Consider the following 16,736-nt stretch of genomic DNA (forward strand, 5'->3'; position numbering starts at 1 on the left):
GGAGGCGGGCGCGGCGGGCCGTGGAAATCAGTTGTAGACGCTGCCGGTGCCGGGGCTCTCCCACGCCGGGCCGATACTCCCGGAATCGAAGCTGCCGACGTTCACACTCCCGGTATCGATACCGCAGCCGTCCGATTTCGGCTGCTCGACGGGGGTGACGCCGTCGGGCGTCGGGGCGACGGTCACGGTGATCGACACCGAGTCCGACCCGCGGCGCGCCAGCAGCGTGTGGGTTCCCGCGGTGGACGGGACCCAGAAGATGCCGGCCCCGGCGGGGGCCTGGCCGCCGTACGAGTTGATGAGACCGCTTCCGACGCAACGGCCGTTGTCATAGAAGCTCACGTGCCGGCCCGCGCTGTCGCCGGGCGTGGGAGACACCCCGATGCTGTACTTGCCACCGACGTACAGGGCCTGCCCGGGGTCGGTGACGGACCGGACGGCCAGGTTGGCCAGCCCAGCCGACGCCGGGGCCGAGGTCACCGCGACGGCCACCGATGCCATGACGAATACCGCCGTCCCCCAGCCGATTCGACTCGAACCATTGCTTACTCGCATCCACCCACTCCTGCCAGAACTACGTCGGGTCGCCGTGGACGATAGTTCTCCACCCCTCCGAAATTCTGGTGTTTCAAACATGCTGGGGGACACCACTTCTCGGGGCAGTCGAATCGGGGGCGCCGGTCCGCCGGGCGCTGCCGGAACGCACGAACCCGCCCGAATCGACCACGCGAAAACGAGCGTGCCCGCCTCCGTTCGGAGGCGGGCACGCTCGCGGTGACAACCGAGTCAGGCCAGGCCCCACGCCTGCAGCAGGTAGGTGATGTTCGCGGCCAGGGCGGTGACCGAGTTCGCGAGGTTCAGGGCGGCAGAGCCGAGGTCGATAATGGGCACAGCGGATCCTTCGTTCGATACGTACTGGGATTCGTTACCCAACGTAAGTTCCTGGGCAACGGTCCAGCAATGTGACGGATCACCTATAACGGCCGGTCAGGGGCGATTCTCGCCACTCCAAAACCGCGCTATGACGGGCGTCACTCTCTTACCCTGGTAGACGGCAACACCGGACGATCCGATCCAGGGACTGTCGTCATGAACGAATTTCTTCTGCCCCTCACCGATGAACGCCGCGAAGCCTTCTGGCGTCGCGTCGGCTGGAGCCCGGACCTCCCGGAGCGCGAACGCAAGAGCATCGAGCTGCGCTGGGATGACGAATACATAGAGATGGCAGAGGTTTACGGCTGGTAGGAACCCTCGAACACCGCCCGCGCGGCAGCACCGCCCGCGCGGTAGCGGACCCGCCGGATCAGCGCTGCGCCTCCAGCGCGGTATGCAGGGTGGCCGCCCACTGCTGCACGATCTCCTTGCGGCGCAGGGAGTCATCGGTCAGCACGTCGGCCAGACCGAGTCCGCGCGCGAGGTCCATGGTCGCCTGAACCAGGTGGTGCGCAACGGGGTTCGCGTCGTCGACGCCGAGCGCCTCCACCGCCATCCGATGCGAGACGCGACCGAATCGCGCTTCCATCGGCAGGATTCGCTCGCGCAGCGCCGGGTCGGCGGCGGCATGCGTCCACACCTGGAGCGCGGCCTTGAAGAACGGAGTCGTGTAGCCCTCGACCAGGGCGGTGACCACGGCCTCGGTGCGGCCCACGCCCTCGGCCACCTCGCCCAGGGCCAGGGCGTCGGCCTTGGACTGGTCCATGCGGGTGTCGAACATGAAGTCCAGGGCGGCGGTGATCAGATCCTCGCGGGTGGGGAAATGATGCTGCGCCGCACCCCGGGACACCCCGGCCCGCTCGGCCACCACGGCGACCGTCGCCGCCGCCCAGCCCGTCTCGGCCAGGCAGTCGATGGTCGCCTCCAGCAGCCGCTGCCGGGTGGCCCGGCTGCGGTCCTGCTTGGGTTCGTGGGGTGTGGCCATGGTGGCTATTCTGCCCAGCTCGGTGGACGCTTCTGAAAGAAGGCCGTCATGCCCTCGATCACATCGGCGGTGCCGAAGAAGCTGCCCGAGCGCTTGGCCAGGGTGTCGGCCTGGCGATCGAACTCCGCGAGAATGGGCGCGGAGGTGAGGCGCTTGCTCTCGGCGAGCCCCTGCGGCGAACCTTTGCGCAGGTCGGAACGCAACCGCTGAACCGTGGCGGCCGGATCATCGGCCGCCACGGTGATGAGCCCGGTGCGCTCGGCCTCGGCGGCGTCGAAGGTTTCGCCGGTCTGGAAGTAGCGCGCCGCCGAACGCGGGGTCATGCGCGGCAGCAGGGTCAGCGAGATGACGAACGGGGCCAGGCCCAGGCGGGCCTCGGTGAGCGCGAAGCTGCTGCCCCGGCCGGCCACGACGATGTCGCACCCGGCGACCAGGCCCATGCCGCCGGCCCGGACGTTGCCGTCGACCTGCGCCACCACGGGCTTCGGGAGCTCGAGGATGCGGCGCAGCACCGCGACCATCCAGCCGGTCCGGATGTCCGCCGCGGCGGCCGGATCGGCGTCGATGGCCTCGCGCAGATCCGCACCGGCGCAGAAGGTGTTGCCGGTGTGGGTGAGCACCACCCCGCGCACCGCGCTATCGGCGGCGGCTTTTTCCAGGCCCGCCAGCAACTCCGTCACCAGCCGGGACGAGAGCGCGTTGCGATTGTGCGGGGAGTCCAGGGTCAGCACGGCGAAGCCGTCGTCCTGGACCTCGTAACGCACGAACGGCGCGTCGGGGGTGGTCTCACTCATTCAGCTCTCCTGAATCTCGTTGTCGCGCAGAACTATTGCCCGGGTATCAGTACGACCGGGGCAGGCCGAGCGAATGCTGCGCCACGAAGTTGAGCACCATCTCCCGGCTGACCGGGGCCACCCGGCCGATGCGCGCGGCCGCGAGCATGCCCGCCAGGCCGACGTCGGAGGTCAGGCCCGCGCCGCCGTGGGTCTGGATCGCCTGGTCGAGCGCTTTGATACTCGCTTCTGCCGCAGCGTATTTCGCCATGTTGGCGGCCTCGGCGGCGCCGAAGTCGTCACCCGAGTCGTACAGGTGCGCGGCCTTCTGCATCATCAGCTTGGCCAGCTCCAGCTCGATCTTCACCTGCGCCAGCGGGTGCGAAATGCCCTGGTGCGCACCGATCGGCGTCTTCCAGACCGTGCGCTCCTTGGCGTAGGCCACGGCCTGATCGATGGCGTAGCGGCCCATGCCGACCGCCATCGCCGCACCCATGATGCGCTCGGGATTCAGACCCGCGAACAGCTGCCCCAGCGCGGCGTCGGCCTCGCCGACCAGCGCGGTCGCGGGCAGGCGCACATCGTCGAGGAAGAGCGTGAACTGGTTGTCCGGCTCGATGATGTCCATCTCCTGCTTCGTCTTCACGAAGCCGGGGGCGTCCACCGGGACGATGAACAGCGCGGGCTGCAGCTTGCCGGTCTTGGCGTTCTCGGTGCGCGCCACGATGAGCACCGCATCGGCTTGATCGACACCGGAGATGTAGATCTTGCGGCCGGTGAGCAGCCAGTCCTCGCCGTCGCGGCGGGCGGTGGTGGTGATCTGGTGCGAGTTCGAGCCCGCGTCCGGCTCGGTGATGCCGAAGACCATCTTGGCCGAGCCGTCGGCCAGCTTGGTCAGCCAGTGCTGCTTCTGCGCGTCGGTGCCGTACTTGCTGATGATGGTGCCGCAGATGGCGGGCGAGACCACCATGAGCAGCAGACCGCAGCCCCGAGCGGACAGCTCTTCCTGCACCAGCGCGAGCTCGTAGATGCCCGCGCCACCGCCGCCGTACTCCTCGGGCAGGTTGACGCCCAGGAAGCCGAGCTTGCCCGCCTCGTTCCACAGCTCGTCGAACGGTTCGTTGCGACGGGCCTTGGGTCCGGCGTAGTCGCGGAAGTTGTACTTGGCGGCCAGCTTGGACACCGCGTCGCGCAGCGCCTTCTGTTCCTCGGTTTCGACGAAGCTCATTGCCTACTCCTGGTTTTCGCTGTCTTCGGATTCCGCCTGGACCACGGCGAGTACCGCGCCCACTTCGACCTGCTGCCCCGCGGTCACGTTGAGTTCGGTGAGAATGCCCGCGGCGGGCGCGGCGATGGTGTGCTCCATCTTCATCGCCTCCAGCCACAGAATGGGCTGGCCCTTCTCGACCCGGTCGCCGACCGCCGCCGCGACACGGATGACCGCGCCCGGCATGGGAGCCAGCAGCGAGCCCTCGGCGACCTGATCGGCCGGATCCTCGAAGCGCGGGAGCCGGCGCGCCGACACCGGGCCGAGCGGGGAGTCCACCGCCACCAGATCGCCGTAGCGGGCCACGGCGAAGCGGCGGCGCACCGGCCCGCGCTCCCCCGGAACCAGCAGGGTCACCGAATCCGGTGTGGCCTCGATCAATTCGAGCCCGTCGAAGCCGTCGACCGCGAGCCCGGTCCGGGTGATGCGGTATCGGACCTCGTGCTTACCGCTGATGCGGCTCTCATACGACTTGGACTGCGGCTGCGAGGGCAGATTGCGCCAGCCGCTGGGCACCCCGGACCCGGCCCGGGCGGCCCGGCGATTGGCCGCGGCGTCCGCGAGCGCGGCCGCCACGATGGACAGCGCCTCATCGCCTTCCGAGGCCAGCGGCGCGGCGAGCGCGTCCAGGCCGTGGGTGGCGAAGAACGCGGTGTCGGTGTCACCCGCCAGGAACGCGGGATGCCGCAGCACCCGCACCAGCAGATCGCGGTTGGTGACCAGACCGTGAATCTTGGCCCGCTGCAACGCCGATGCCAGCAGGTGCGCGGCCTCGTCCCGGGTCTCGGCGAAGGAGATGACCTTGGACAGCATGGGGTCGTAGTGCACGCCCACCAGCGAACCGTCCACCACGCCGGTGTCCAGGCGTACGCCCGGCTCGGTCAGCACGGTGAATTCGCCGATGGTGCCCGGGATCTCGAGCTTGTGCACGGGACCGCTCTGCGGCTGCCAGTCGTGCGCGGGGTCCTCCGCGTACAGGCGCACCTCGATGGAGTGCCCGCGCATGGCCGGCTGGGTGGCGGGCAGCGGGCGACCGGCGGCGACCTGCAGCTGCAGGCGCACCAGATCCAGGCCGGTGACCTGCTCGGTGACCGGATGCTCCACCTGCAGGCGGGTATTCATCTCCAGGAAGAAGAAGTCGCCCTTCTCGTCGGCCAGGAATTCGACGGTGCCCGCACCCTCGTAGCCGATGGCCTCCGAGGCCAGCCGGGCCGCCTCGAACAGCCGCGCCCGCATGCCGTCGATCTTCTCGACCAGCGGGGACGGGGCCTCTTCGACGACCTTCTGGTGGCGGCGCTGGATCGAGCACTCGCGCTCGCCGACCGACCACACGGTGCCGTGCTGATCGGCCATGACCTGGACCTCGATGTGACGTCCGGTCTCGAGGTAGCGCTCGCAGAACACCGTCGGATCGCCGAACGCGGAGGCGGCCTCGCGGGCCGCGCCCTCGATCTGTTCGGTCAGCTCCGAGAGCTCGCGCACCACGCGCATGCCGCGCCCGCCGCCGCCCGAGGACGCCTTGATCAGCACCGGCAGCATGTCGGCGGTGACCTCGGCCGGATCCAGCTGCTTGAGCACCGGGACACCGGCGGCGTCCATCATCTTCTTGGACTCGACCTTGGAGCCCATCTGCTCGATGGCCTGGACCGGCGGGCCGATCCACACGAGCCCCGCCGCGATGACGGCCTTGGCGAATTCGGCGTTCTCGGAGAGGAATCCGTAGCCGGGGTGGATGGCGTCGGCGCCCGCGGCCAGCGCGGCCTCGATGATCAGTTCACCGCGCAGGTAGGTCTCGGCCGGGGTATTGCCCGGCAGCCGGATGGCGGCGTCGGCCTCGGCCACGTGCGGGGCGGCGGCATCGGCGTCGGAGTAGACCGCCGTCGTGCCGATACCCATGCGGCGACAGGTCGCGAACACCCGCCGCGCGATTTCGCCGCGGTTCGCGACGAGAACGTTCGTGATCTCCATACCGGCACTCACATTCGGAAGACGCCGAAGCCCTCGGCGCCCTTGATCGGGGCATTGTGGATGGCGGACAACGCCATTCCCAATACCGTGCGGGTGTCGCGCGGGTCGATGACGCCGTCGTCGTACAGGCGGCCCGACATGAACATGGGCAGCGACTCGGCCTCGATCTGCGCCTCGATCATGGCGCGGATACCGGCGTCGGCCTCGGCGTCGAAGGGAATGCCCCGGGCCTCGTTGGCCGCGCGGCCCACGATGGAGATGACACCGGCCAGCTGCGCACCGCCCATGACGGCGGATTTCGCACTGGGCCAGGCGAACACGAAGCGCGGGTCGTACGCGCGACCGCACATGCCGTAGTGGCCCGCGCCGTAGGACGCGCCCATGAGCAGCGAGATGTGCGGCACCTTGGAGTTGGAGACCGCGTTGATCATCATCGCGCCGTGCTTGATGATGCCGTTCTCCTCGTATTCCTTGCCCACCATGTAGCCGGTGGTGTTGTGCAGGAACAGCAGCGGGGTGTTCTTCTGATTGGCCAGCTGAATGAACTGGGCCGCCTTCTGCGCCTCTTCACTGAAGAGCACGCCGCGCGCGTTGGCCAGAATGCCGACCGGATAGCCGTGCAACTCGGCCCAGCCGGTGACGAGGCTGGAACCGTACAGCGGCTTGAACTCGTCGAAATCCGAGCCGTCGACCACGCGGGCGATGACCTCGCGCGGATCGAAGGGGATCTTGAGATCGGCCGGGACGATGCCCGACAGCTCGTCCTGGTCGTACAGCGGTTCGATGATCTCGGTGACCGGACGCGCGGCCGGGCCCTGCTTCTTCCAATTCAAGCGGCGAATGATGGAGCGTCCCAGGCGAATCGCGTCCTGCTCGTCGACCGCGAGGTAGTCGGCCAGGCCCGATACGCGCGCGTGCATCTCGGCCCCGCCGAGGGATTCGTCATCGGTTTCCTCGCCCGTCGCCATCTTCACCAGCGGCGGACCGGCCAGGAAGACCTTGGAGCGCTCCTTGATCATGACCGTGTAGTCGGACATGCCGGGGATGTACGCGCCGCCGGCGGTCGAGTTACCGAAAACCAGGGCCACCGTGGGGATTCCGGCCGCGGACAGGCGAGTCAGGTCCCGGAACATGCGCCCGCCCGGGACGAAGACCTCCTTCTGCGTGGGCAGGTCGGCGCCGCCGGACTCGACCAGGCTGATGCAGGGCAGCCGGTTCTCCATGGCGATATCGTTCATGCGCAGCGTCTTGCGCAGCGTCCACGGATTCGACGTGCCACCGCGCACGGTCGGATCCGGCGCCACGATCATGCACTCGACGCCCTCGACGATGCCGATGCCCGCGATGACGCTCGCGCCGACGTGGAAGTCACTGCCCCAGGCCGCCAGCGGGGCCAGCTCCAGGAACGGGGAATCCTCGTCGATGAGCAGCTCGATGCGCTCGCGCGCGGTCAGCTTGCCGCGCTTGCGATGCCGCGCCACCTTTTCCGGGCCGCCGCCCCCGATGTTCTTGGCGTACTCGGCCTCGACCTCGCCGAGCTTGATCGCCATCGCATCGGCGGCGGCCTGATACTCCGCCGAGGCCGGGTCTACGTTCGTGCGCAGAATACTCAAGACTGGAACCCCAATCGCTTTGCCGCCAGGGCGGTCAGGATCTCGTTGGTGCCGCCGCCGATACCGAGGATGCGCACATCCCGGTACTGCCGCTCCACCTCGGACTCGCGCATGTAACCGAGGCCGCCGAACAGCTGCACGGCCTGGTGCGCCACCCATTCGGCCGTCTCCACCGCGGTGTTCTTGGCGAAGCACACCTCGGCGATCAGATCGGTCTCCCCGCCGGCCGCGCGCTCGGCGATGTGGCGGGTGTAGACGCGGGCGACATCGATGCGGCGCGCCATCTCCGACAGCGTGTTCTGCACGGACTGGCGGCTGATGAGCGGACGGCCGAACGTCTCGCGGTCGCGGGTCCAGGCCAGGGTCAGGTCCAGGCAGCGCTGGGCCTGCGCGTAGGCCTGCACGGCCAGGCCGACCCGCTCGCTCACGAAAGCATTGGCAATCTGCGCGAATCCGGAGTTCTCCGGGCCGACCAGGTTCGAGACCGGCACGCGCACATCGACATAGGACAGTTCGGCGGTGTCCGAGGCCAGCCAGCCCATCTTGTCCAGCTTGCGGCTGACCGTGAAGCCGGGCGTGCCCTTCTCCACCACGAGCAGCGAAACCCCGCCCGCGCCATCGCCGCCCGTGCGGACCGCGGTGACCACGTAGTCCGCGCGCACGCCGGAGGTGATGTAGGTCTTGGCGCCGTTGACGATGTACTCGTCGCCGTCGCGAACGGCTTTGGTGGTGAGGTGACCGACGTCGGAACCACCGCCGGGTTCGGTGATGGCGAGCGAGCCGATCTTCTCCCCTGCCAGGGTCGGCTTGACCCAGCGCTCGATGTGCTCGGCGTTGCCGGTGGCGGCGATATGCGGGACCGCGATGCCGCAGGTGAACAGCGAGGCGAAGAGCCCGCCGGAACCGCCCGCGTAATGCAGTTCCTCGCACACGATGGCGGCGTCGATGGCGTCGCCGTCCGAACCGCCGACGGCCTCGGGGAACTGCACCCCGAGCAGGCCCAGCGCACCGGCCTTCTTGTGCAGCTCACGCGGGATCTCCCCGTCGCGCTCCCAGTCGGCGAGGTACGGGAGCACCTCGCGCTCGGCGAATCCGCGCACGGTGGCGCGCAATTCGCGACGCTCGGGGCTTTCCCACAGATTGACGTAGCTCACAGCAGCTCCACGGGGATCTCGATGTGGCGAGCCCGGAGCCATTCCCCGAGCCCCTTGGCCTGCGGATCGAAACGGGCCTGATAGGCCACGCCCGCCCCGAGCAGACCCTCGACGATGAAGTTCACGGCGCGCAGGTTCGGCAGCACGTGCCGGGTGACGGGCAGGTCGGCCGCCTCGGGCAGCAGGGTCCGCAGCGTGTCCACGGTCAGGGCGCCGACCAGCCAGCGCCACTGCTCGTCGGTGCGGACCCAGACGCCGATATTGGCGTTGCCGCCCTTGTCGCCGCTGCGCGCCAGGGCGATCGTGCCCAGCGGGACGCGCCTGGTCTCGCCTGCCGGAAGCGGTTCGGGCAGTGCGGGTTCGGGCACGTCGGCCAGTTCGAGGGTCTCGCCCGCGGGCGCGATGTCGACCGTGCGGCCGTCGGCGAGCACCGCGGTGTGCGGAACTTCCTTGGAGTCCACGTAGCCCGGGGTGAACACCCCGTAAGGACCGCCGTTGCCGGGCAGTGAGGTCAGCGAGAAGCCCGCGTAGCTGGCGAGCGCCAATTCCACGGCGACACTGGAGAATCCGCGGCCGACCTTGTTCGGATCCGGGTCGCGCACCACGCAGCGCAGCAGCGCGCTGGCCTGCTCCTCGGTCTCGGCGTCGGGACGATCCAGCCGGGCCAGGGTCCAGTCCAGCTCGGCCGGGCGCACCGGCAGCCACGACTCCAGCTGCCGTTGCGCCAGTTCGGCTTTGGCCTCGATGTCCAGGCCGGTGAGAATGAACTCCATCTCGTTGCGGAAGCCGCCGATGGTGTTGATCGAGACCTTGGTGGTGGGCGGCGGCGCTTCGCCGGTCACCCCGCTGATCAGCACCCGGTCCGGGCCGTCCTGGGTGAGCGCGATGCTGTCCAGGCGGGTCGTCACATCGGGTCCGGCGTAGCGCGCGCTCTGGATCTCGTACATGAGCTGGGCCTCGACCGTGTCGACGGTGACCGCGCCGCCGGTGCCGGCGTGCTTGGTGATCACGGTGCCGCCGTCGCGGCGGACCTCGGCGATCGGGAAGCCGGGGCGGTTCAGGTCGGCGATCTCGGTGAAGAACGCGAAGTTGCCGCCGGTGGCCTGGGTGCCGCATTCGATGACGTGCCCGGCGACCACCGCGCCCGCGAGCGCGTCGTAATCGGTTCGGCCCCAGCCGAAGTGGGCCGCGGCCGGTCCGACCACCAGCGCGGCGTCGGTGACGCGGCCGGTGACCACGATGTCGGCGCCGGAGTTCAGGCATTCGGCGATGCCCCACGCGCCCAGGTAGGCATTGGCGGTGAGCGGGGCCCCGAGCCCGAGTTCGCTCGCGCGCGGCAGCAGATCATCGCCGGTGACGTACGCGATCTTCGGTGCGAGACCGAGCTTCTCCGCCAGTTCGCCGACGCGCTGCGCCAGGCCGGCGGGGTTGAGGCCGCCCGCGTTGACCACGATGCGCACGCCCCGGTCCAGGGCGACACCGAGATTGTTCTCGAGCTGGCGCACGAAGGTCTTGGCGTAGCCGAGGTTCGCGTCCTTCATGCGGTCGCGGCCCAGGATGAGCATGGTGAGCTCGGCAAGGTAGTCGCCGGTGAGCACGTCGAGCTGCCCGCCCTCGAGCATCTCCCCCATGGCGCTCATCCGGTCACCGTAGAAACCGGAACAGTTGCCGATCCGAATGAGCTCCGGGTCGTCGGCGAGCTGACTCATGACTGGGCCTCCCTGTGCACCCGCGCGCGGCGCGGCGTCATCGCCGCGTTCCGAACAAGGGTCACATCGGCCCGGAAAAAAATCAAGCCTGCGTGCTTGTTAATTGCCGAAGGGCCGAGCCTGGCCGCCGATCTCCCCCGGTCGGGGACATAACGGAGATTTCCGGCACCAATCCGCCCGGCCCGCGGCGGTCGCGCCCGAGCGAGCAGGCAGACTCATCCCGTGACGATTCTGATGCTGGCCCTGGCCGGATTCCTGCTCGGCGGCGCCTACTCGCTGTGGAAGACCTCGCGGCCGCTGGCCTTCGGACTGGTGAGCCTCGCGGTGCTCGCGGCCCTGGGCGCGTTCCTCTGGCGCTGACGGGCGTTCCGGGGCACAGGACGGCGGCACGGGAATCCGAGCCGCCCACCTCGCCGAAGTCCGGCTACTCGGCTTCCAGGCGATAGATGCGCAGGTCTTCCGGCACGCCGCTGAGCGGGGCCGCGAAGAAGCTGCGGCGATAGAGCTTCACGCCGAACCCGAGCTGTTCGAGGGTCTCGGCCGAGAGCTTCTCCAGGGTGACCGCCGACAACATCGTGTTGCCGTTGCCGCCCGCCGCCATGACCCGGGCCGCGATGGTGACGTCCACGCCCAGCCAGTCACCGCCGATCTCGCGCGGGGAGCCGGTGTGCAGACCCATCCGCATCTGCGGGCGGTAGCCGTCGATGGAGACGCCGGCCAGGTTCTCCTTGGCCGCGACCGCCGCCTGCAACGCGCGATCGGCCGAGGGGAACACGGCCATCAGGCCGTCGCCCATGCGCTTGATGACCTGGCCGCCGCGCTCGGCGACCGGCGGCTCGATGGCCTTGGCGACCCGGCGCAGCAGTTCCAGGGTGGCCTCGTCGCCCGCGGCGAGCGACCAGCTCGAGAACGCCACCAGGTCGGTGAACATGATGGTGACGTCCTGCGGGCCGCGGCCCTTGCCGACCCGTTCCAGCATGGCCTGCCACACCTGCAGCGCGCCCAGGCCCAATTCCTTGGCCGCGCTCGGCGAATCACCGAGCGCTTTGTCCGCGGCGCGGGCCACCGCTCGCGCGCCGCCCGGGCCCGAGACCGAGAGCGGATCGCCGAACGCCGGATCGCCGGGCAGATTCTCCCGGGCCTTGCGAATGACGCCGATCAGATCGCCGCGCTGATTCGCGGCGTTGACCAGGGCCGAGAGCTGACCCGGGAAGCGCGCGCCCGACCTGCGGCGGCCGGCTTCGGAGCCGTCTTCCAGCACGTCGTCGGCCAGTTCGGCCGGGGTGAGCGGGATGACCACATCGCGGTCGATCTTGCGGGGCTCGCGCCCGCGCGCGCCGTTGAAACCGCGCGACCGGCTGCGATCGGTCCCCAGTCCCTCCGTGCGGGACGCGTCGGACGCGTCGTCGCCACCTTCGGAGGGTCGTTCGCTCACGCGGAGAGCGTATCTCAGCCCTTGATCGCCGGATGGATGAATGACCGCCACCTGACACCTCCCGATCGGTTCGAGCGGCCACATCTTTGGACCCGCCGATTGTTTGAGTGCTTTGGTTGCTGTTGCGATGCTACCCATGCCCAATTGGCGGGGCCAGAAACTACGCGCCCCCTGCGACGGTATTCACATCCTGTTCATCCGGCGGGATGGGCGGCCCGGAACGGCACCGGCCCGATGCGAGATTTCGCATCGGGCCGATGTGCCGCCGATCCGGGCAGTGGCCGGCGGCTCCCTGGGCAGGGTCTCTACGCGTCGCGCTTGTTCACCATGAACAGCGCGGCGCCGAACACGATCGCCACGAAAGCGGCGAAGTACACCAGGCTGCCCCATGGGCCCCAGTGCCAGTTGATACCGGTGATGTCCTCGGTCTGGCCGACCGTGTAGAAGCGCGAGGCGTTCTGGAAAGGCATGAACGCGCCCACATTTCGGCCGAAGCTGCCGAAGACGCTGAGCAGCGTCTCGAGCACGGTCGGCAGCAGGATGACGATGGACACCGCGGCCGCGGTCTGCCGGACGAGCACTCCGACGCCGATCGCGAACAACACCGCGAGGAAAGCGTAGACGGGTACGCCGTAGAGCCCGCGAACGGTGTCCGCGTTCAGCACGAGCAGGTCGGCGTCCGAGCCCGCGATCACCTTTGCCAGGCCGAAGGCGAGCAGGCTCAGCACCCCGATGAGCACCGCGCCGAAGACTCCGATGAGCACAGCCTTGGTGACCAGAACCTTATCCCTGGCAGGGGTTGCCAGAAATGTGCTGCGGATGGTTCCGAAGCGGTATTCACTGGTGACCGCGAGCGCCGCCATGATCATCAGCACCAGGACGCCGAAGCCGCTGACACCGCCCAGGGCATTCGTCAGGGTCAGCGAGTCCTTGCCGAAGATCGCGCCGAGCGCGGCGAAGCCCAGGCCGAGCACCACGATCACCGCGGTGCACCACCACGGCGAACGGGTCGAGGTGAGCTTGATACGTTCCGCTGCGAGCACGCCCATCAGAGCGCACCTCCCATCACCTGGTCGAAGCCTGCACCGTGGTACTCCACCGCACCACCGGTCATCCGCATGAACGCTTCCTCGAGCGAGGCCCGCTGCGGGGACAGCTCGAACAGCGTGATGTCGTGCGCGCCTGCGAGTTTGCCGACCACGTCGCTGGTCACCCCGGCCACCACCAGCGCCGCGCCCTCGGCGTCCGCGCCGTCCTCGCGCACGGTCATCCCGTTCGAGGTGAGCAGGCTGCGCAGCTGGTCCAATTGCGGACTGCGCACGCGCACAGACTGTTCCGAGGAGCGCTCGATGAATTCCTTTGTGCTGACATCGGCCATGAGCTGCCCGCGGCCGATGACGACGAGATGCTCGGCGGTCTGCGCCATCTCCGAGAGCAGATGGCTCGAGACCAGCACCGTGCGGCCCTCGGCGGCCAGGCGCTGCATGAAGCGGCGGATCCACAGGATGCCCTCGGGATCGAGGCCGTTCACCGGCTCGTCGAACAGCAGCACCTTCGGGTCGCCGAGCAGCGCGCCGGCCAGGCCCAGGCGCTGGGACATGCCGAGTGAGAAGCCGCCCGCGTTCCGGTTGGCGACCTCGGCGAGGCCGACCAGGCGCAGCACCTCCTCCACGCGCGCCACCGGAATGTCGTTGGACGCGGCCAGCCAGCGCAGATGCGCCCGGGCCGAACGGTTCGGATGCACCCACTTGGCATCCAGCAGCGCGCCCACCGATTCGAGCGGGCGCAGCAGATCGCGATACGGCTTACCGTCGATGAGCGCGGTGCCGGAGGTCGGCTCGTCCAGACCCAGAATCATGCGCATGGTGGTCGACTTGCCCGCCCCGTTCGGGCCGAGAAAGCCGGTCACCTGCCCCGGGCGGACCGTGAACGACAGATCCGACACAGCGACGGTTTGCCCGTAGTGTTTGGTCAGGCCCCTCAGTTCGATCATGGGGACCAGTCTTCCCCAACTCTCGTGCTCGCACTATCGACCCGAGGTCGCGCTTCGGATACGCCTCGAGGATGACCCGGGCGGGGAAAGCCCCCGGACCGACCCCCGGAAGAACCCGGAGCCGAACCGAGAACGGCGCTGACGAGTCAATGGTCACGGCGACAGGCTGGTGCGCCGGCTGTTCACTCCGGGCTGACGACACGGAAACCTGGCTAGCGCAGGTGGACCCGACTCGCGGCGGAACGTAGCAGCAATCGAGACCGCACCGGTGTGACCACCCGGCCGGGGTCGCGTGCTCGCCCGGACGCCGCGTGAATGTCCTGCGCGCCGCCCAGACGGGAGTCAGAGCTCGGGCGACGACGCCTGGGCCCAGAAGCGTTTCGGAATGCGGCCCGCCGCGCGAGCCAGGCGGCCCGCCTCCACGGCGTGCGCCATGGCCTTCGCCATCGCGGCGGGTTGGCGGGCGCGGGTCACCGCGGTCGCGAGCAGGACCGCCGAGCAGCCCAGTTCCATCGCCAGGGCCGCGTCGCTGGCGGTGCCGATGCCGGCGTCCAGGATGACCGGGACGTTCGCGGCGGCCACGATCATTTCGATGTTGTGCGGATTGCCGATGCCCAGGCCGGTGCCGATGGGCGAGCCCAGCGGCATCACCGCGGCGCAGCCGATGTCCTCCAGGCGGCGCGCGAGCACCGGATCGTCGTTGGTGTACGGCAGCACGATGAAGCCATCGTCCACCAGTTGCTCTGCGGCGGCGACCAATTCGATGGCGTCGGGCAGCAGGGTGCGCTCGTCGGCGATGACCTCGAGTTTGACCCATTCGGTGCCTAGGGCCTCGCGCGCGAGCTGGGCCGTGAGCACTGCCTCGGCGGCGGTGCGACAGCCCGCGGTGTTGGGCAGCGGGGCGATCTCGAGCTTCTTCAACAGGTCGAGCACGCCGGTGCCGCCGGCGGCGTCCACCCGGCGCATGGCGACCGTGGTCAGCTCGGTGCCCGAGGCGACCAGGGCCTCCTCCAGCACCGAAAGGCTTTCCGCGCCACCGGTGCCCATGATCAGCCGGGAACCGAACTCGCGGCCCGCGATGACCAGCGGATCACCGGCGCTAGCCACCCTGCACCGCCGTGAGCACCTCGAGCTCCCAGCCGCGCTCGACCGGCTCGTCCCACCGCGACTTCGGGAACAGCGCGCCGTCCACCGCAACCGCCACGCCCTGGCAGGGCAGGTTCAGCGCCTCCAGCACCGCGCGCACCGACGGCGCTTGCGCGAATTCGTGCTCCTCACCGTTGACGGTGATGGCGACCGGGATAGCGGTCATCGGGTTCCTCCTGGGTGGATCGGGGCGGACGGGACGGACCGTGGGGATTGCGTGCCGGACCGGGTGAAGCGTCCCGGGTCCGCGGCACGCGCGGCGGGCAGGACGGATCCGGCGAGCAGCTCGACCACCGCGTCGGCGGTGACCGGGACGCCGAGAATCCCGTTGCGGCCGTGTCCGGTCGCGGCGATCACGCGCTCGTCGAGATACCCGATGAGCGGCAGGTTGTCCGGCGAGCCGGGCCGCGAACCCGCTGTGGCCTCGGCGAATTCGTACTCGCCGATGCCGGGGAAGATCGCTTCCGCGTCGGTGATGAGGTCGCGCACGCCCGCCACGGTGACGGCGGTGTCGAAGCCCGCCTCGTACTGCGTTGCGCCCAGCACGATTCCGTCACCGCGCGGCACCAGGTAGATGGGCCTGCCGTGCACCCGCGCCCGAATCACGTGCCGCGGCTGCGGCGGCGCGCTCGGCCGCCGCCGCAATCGGAGTATCTCCCCCTTGACCGGTCGCACGGGCAGGCCCGGCCACAGGTCTGCCGAGGCGGCCCCGGCCGCGAGCACGATGCGATCGTGGGGAAGCTCGCGCAGCACCAGAGCACCCGGCGTTACCCCGGCACCGGCAGCGTCCGGGCCACGGGCGAAGTCGACCCCCCTTGCAGAGTTTTCGGCGGTGGCGGTTGCCCTGCCCCCGGCGAGGTTCACGTCACCGGCAACCGGCTCGGCCACGATGCGTTCGGTCCGGAACTCAACCCCCGCCCGCGCACACGCGCTGCGCAGGGCGGCGACCAGGGCGCGGTTGTCCACCGCGGGTTCGTCGGCGGCCAGCAGTCCGGCGCGGACCGTCCGGCCCAGCCCCGGTTCCGCCGCGCGGATTCCCGCGCGATCCAGCAGGCGCAGGCGCTCGGTTCCGGGCGTGCCGATCGCGGCCGGCGCACCGTCCCGGGTCGGTGGGTTCGCTTCCGCGGATGGCCCGGGCTGCCCCGTCGTGGCGGCCGAGATCGCTCCGGGCGCGGGTCGCGGGCCGGTTCCCGAGGTGGCCGCCGACGCTGTCGCCGCTGCGGGCGAAGAAGGGATCACGTCGCCGCCGGACAACGAAACCCCTTCCGTCACAGCCGAATCGGGTGCGGCCGCGACGGTGGCGTCCGGGAAGCCGGGCAGCTCGTGCGCGTTGACCCAGTCGGCGACGGTGCGCAGGTCGGCGGCGTCTGCGCTGTCCAGGGCCACGGTCAGGGTTTCGCGGGCGGTGAAGAGTTCGATGCCGGTGACCGCGGTCAGGCGGGCGGCGAAGGCGGGCCAGCGGGCCAGGGAGGCCGCGCCGAACTCCAGGGCCGCGTCCTCACCGGGCCAGCCCTCGGACAGGGGTGCGAGCATGCCGCCCGCGACCCAGGACGCCCCGGCGCCGATCGCGGGATCGAACAGCGTGACCGTCCAGCCCGATTCGGCGGCCCGCCATGCGATCGAGAGACCGATCACACCGCCGCCGACGACGGCCAGAGTCCGCATCCGCTTCCACCTCACCAATGCCCGGGGAACAGCCCCGGGGCCTGCACTGACAGCGAACACGAGCGCTCAGGTCGCGTTCTTCGAACGACCGCATC

General features: G+C 69.7%; 16 protein-coding genes. 2 read left to right on the forward strand and 14 right to left on the reverse strand.

Annotated features, from left to right (window positions below; all coding sequences use genetic code 11):
* Positions 1-27 precede the first annotated feature (27 nt).
* Positions 28-555, reverse strand: a complete 528-nt coding sequence (locus ACFVBH_RS31015; RefSeq protein ID WP_354988091.1) for a hypothetical protein — start codon at positions 553-555, stop codon at positions 28-30.
* A gap of 534 nt (positions 556-1,089) precedes the next feature.
* Between ACFVBH_RS31015 and ACFVBH_RS31020 the strand changes: the two genes are divergently transcribed.
* Positions 1,090-1,245, forward strand: coding sequence for a hypothetical protein (locus ACFVBH_RS31020; RefSeq protein WP_354989574.1), 156 nt, complete (start codon positions 1,090-1,092; stop codon positions 1,243-1,245).
* Positions 1,246-1,303: 58 nt separating this feature from the next.
* Here ACFVBH_RS31020 and ACFVBH_RS31025 read toward each other — a convergent pair whose 3' ends face one another.
* Genes ACFVBH_RS31025 through ACFVBH_RS31055 form a run of 7 tightly spaced genes read right to left on the reverse strand, consistent with a single transcriptional unit; the run spans position 1,304 to position 10,402 of the window.
* Complete coding sequence (locus ACFVBH_RS31025) at positions 1,304-1,918, reverse strand: TetR/AcrR family transcriptional regulator (RefSeq protein ID WP_379007087.1); 615 nt, start codon at positions 1,916-1,918, stop codon at positions 1,304-1,306.
* Positions 1,919-1,923: 5 nt separating this feature from the next.
* The gene (locus ACFVBH_RS31030; protein ID WP_379007090.1) at positions 1,924-2,712 is read right to left on the reverse strand and encodes an enoyl-CoA hydratase family protein; all 789 of its coding nucleotides are present in this window, start codon (positions 2,710-2,712) and stop codon (positions 1,924-1,926) included.
* A 46-nt stretch (positions 2,713-2,758) separates the two neighbouring features.
* Positions 2,759-3,919, reverse strand: coding sequence for an acyl-CoA dehydrogenase family protein (locus ACFVBH_RS31035; RefSeq protein WP_354989571.1), 1,161 nt, complete (start codon positions 3,917-3,919; stop codon positions 2,759-2,761).
* A 3-nt stretch (positions 3,920-3,922) separates the two neighbouring features.
* Complete coding sequence (locus ACFVBH_RS31040; RefSeq protein ID WP_379007093.1) at positions 3,923-5,926, reverse strand: acetyl/propionyl/methylcrotonyl-CoA carboxylase subunit alpha; 2,004 nt, start codon at positions 5,924-5,926, stop codon at positions 3,923-3,925.
* A gap of 8 nt (positions 5,927-5,934) precedes the next feature.
* Entirely contained in the window at positions 5,935-7,539 is a 1,605-nt protein-coding gene (locus ACFVBH_RS31045; protein ID WP_379007096.1) for an acyl-CoA carboxylase subunit beta, read from the reverse strand.
* Positions 7,536-8,693, reverse strand: coding sequence for an acyl-CoA dehydrogenase family protein (locus ACFVBH_RS31050; protein ID WP_354989568.1), 1,158 nt, complete (start codon positions 8,691-8,693; stop codon positions 7,536-7,538). Before ACFVBH_RS31050 ends, ACFVBH_RS31045 begins: the two co-directional genes overlap by 4 nt.
* The gene (locus ACFVBH_RS31055) at positions 8,690-10,402 is read right to left on the reverse strand and encodes an acyclic terpene utilization AtuA family protein (RefSeq protein ID WP_379007100.1); all 1,713 of its coding nucleotides are present in this window, start codon (positions 10,400-10,402) and stop codon (positions 8,690-8,692) included. The genes ACFVBH_RS31050 and ACFVBH_RS31055 overlap by 4 nt, the downstream gene beginning before the upstream one ends.
* Before the next feature lie 222 nt (positions 10,403-10,624).
* Between ACFVBH_RS31055 and ACFVBH_RS31060 the strand changes: the two genes are divergently transcribed.
* Complete coding sequence (locus ACFVBH_RS31060; RefSeq protein ID WP_354989566.1) at positions 10,625-10,762, forward strand: hypothetical protein; 138 nt, start codon at positions 10,625-10,627, stop codon at positions 10,760-10,762.
* A gap of 64 nt (positions 10,763-10,826) precedes the next feature.
* Here ACFVBH_RS31060 and ACFVBH_RS31065 read toward each other — a convergent pair whose 3' ends face one another.
* From ACFVBH_RS31065 to ACFVBH_RS31090, 6 genes are all read right to left on the reverse strand, one after another.
* Positions 10,827-11,675, reverse strand: coding sequence for an adenylate/guanylate cyclase domain-containing protein (locus ACFVBH_RS31065; RefSeq protein ID WP_379007817.1), 849 nt, complete (start codon positions 11,673-11,675; stop codon positions 10,827-10,829).
* 467 nt (positions 11,676-12,142) lie between these two features.
* Entirely contained in the window at positions 12,143-12,886 is a 744-nt protein-coding gene (locus tag ACFVBH_RS31070; RefSeq protein ID WP_354989565.1) for an ABC transporter permease, read from the reverse strand.
* Complete coding sequence (locus tag ACFVBH_RS31075; protein WP_354989564.1) at positions 12,886-13,830, reverse strand: ATP-binding cassette domain-containing protein; 945 nt, start codon at positions 13,828-13,830, stop codon at positions 12,886-12,888. Before ACFVBH_RS31075 ends, ACFVBH_RS31070 begins: the two co-directional genes overlap by 1 nt.
* Positions 13,831-14,172: 342 nt before the next feature.
* Positions 14,173-14,937 (reverse strand): thiazole synthase, encoded by a 765-nt coding sequence (locus ACFVBH_RS31080; protein WP_354989563.1) that lies wholly within the window; start codon positions 14,935-14,937, stop codon positions 14,173-14,175.
* Positions 14,930-15,142: a sulfur carrier protein ThiS gene (gene thiS, locus ACFVBH_RS31085; RefSeq protein ID WP_354989562.1), complete on the reverse strand. Its 213-nt coding sequence runs from the start codon at positions 15,140-15,142 to the stop codon at positions 14,930-14,932. The genes ACFVBH_RS31080 and thiS overlap by 8 nt, the downstream gene beginning before the upstream one ends.
* A complete protein-coding gene (locus ACFVBH_RS31090) occupies positions 15,139-16,641 on the reverse strand; it encodes an FAD-dependent oxidoreductase (protein ID WP_379007104.1) in 1,503 nt (500 codons plus the stop codon). Before ACFVBH_RS31090 ends, thiS begins: the two co-directional genes overlap by 4 nt.
* Between the last annotated feature and the right edge of the window lie 95 nt (positions 16,642-16,736).

Origin of the sequence: Nocardia sp. NPDC057668 (genome assembly GCF_042799795.1) — a bacterium.
Lineage (GTDB): Bacteria > Actinomycetota > Actinomycetes > Mycobacteriales > Mycobacteriaceae > Nocardia.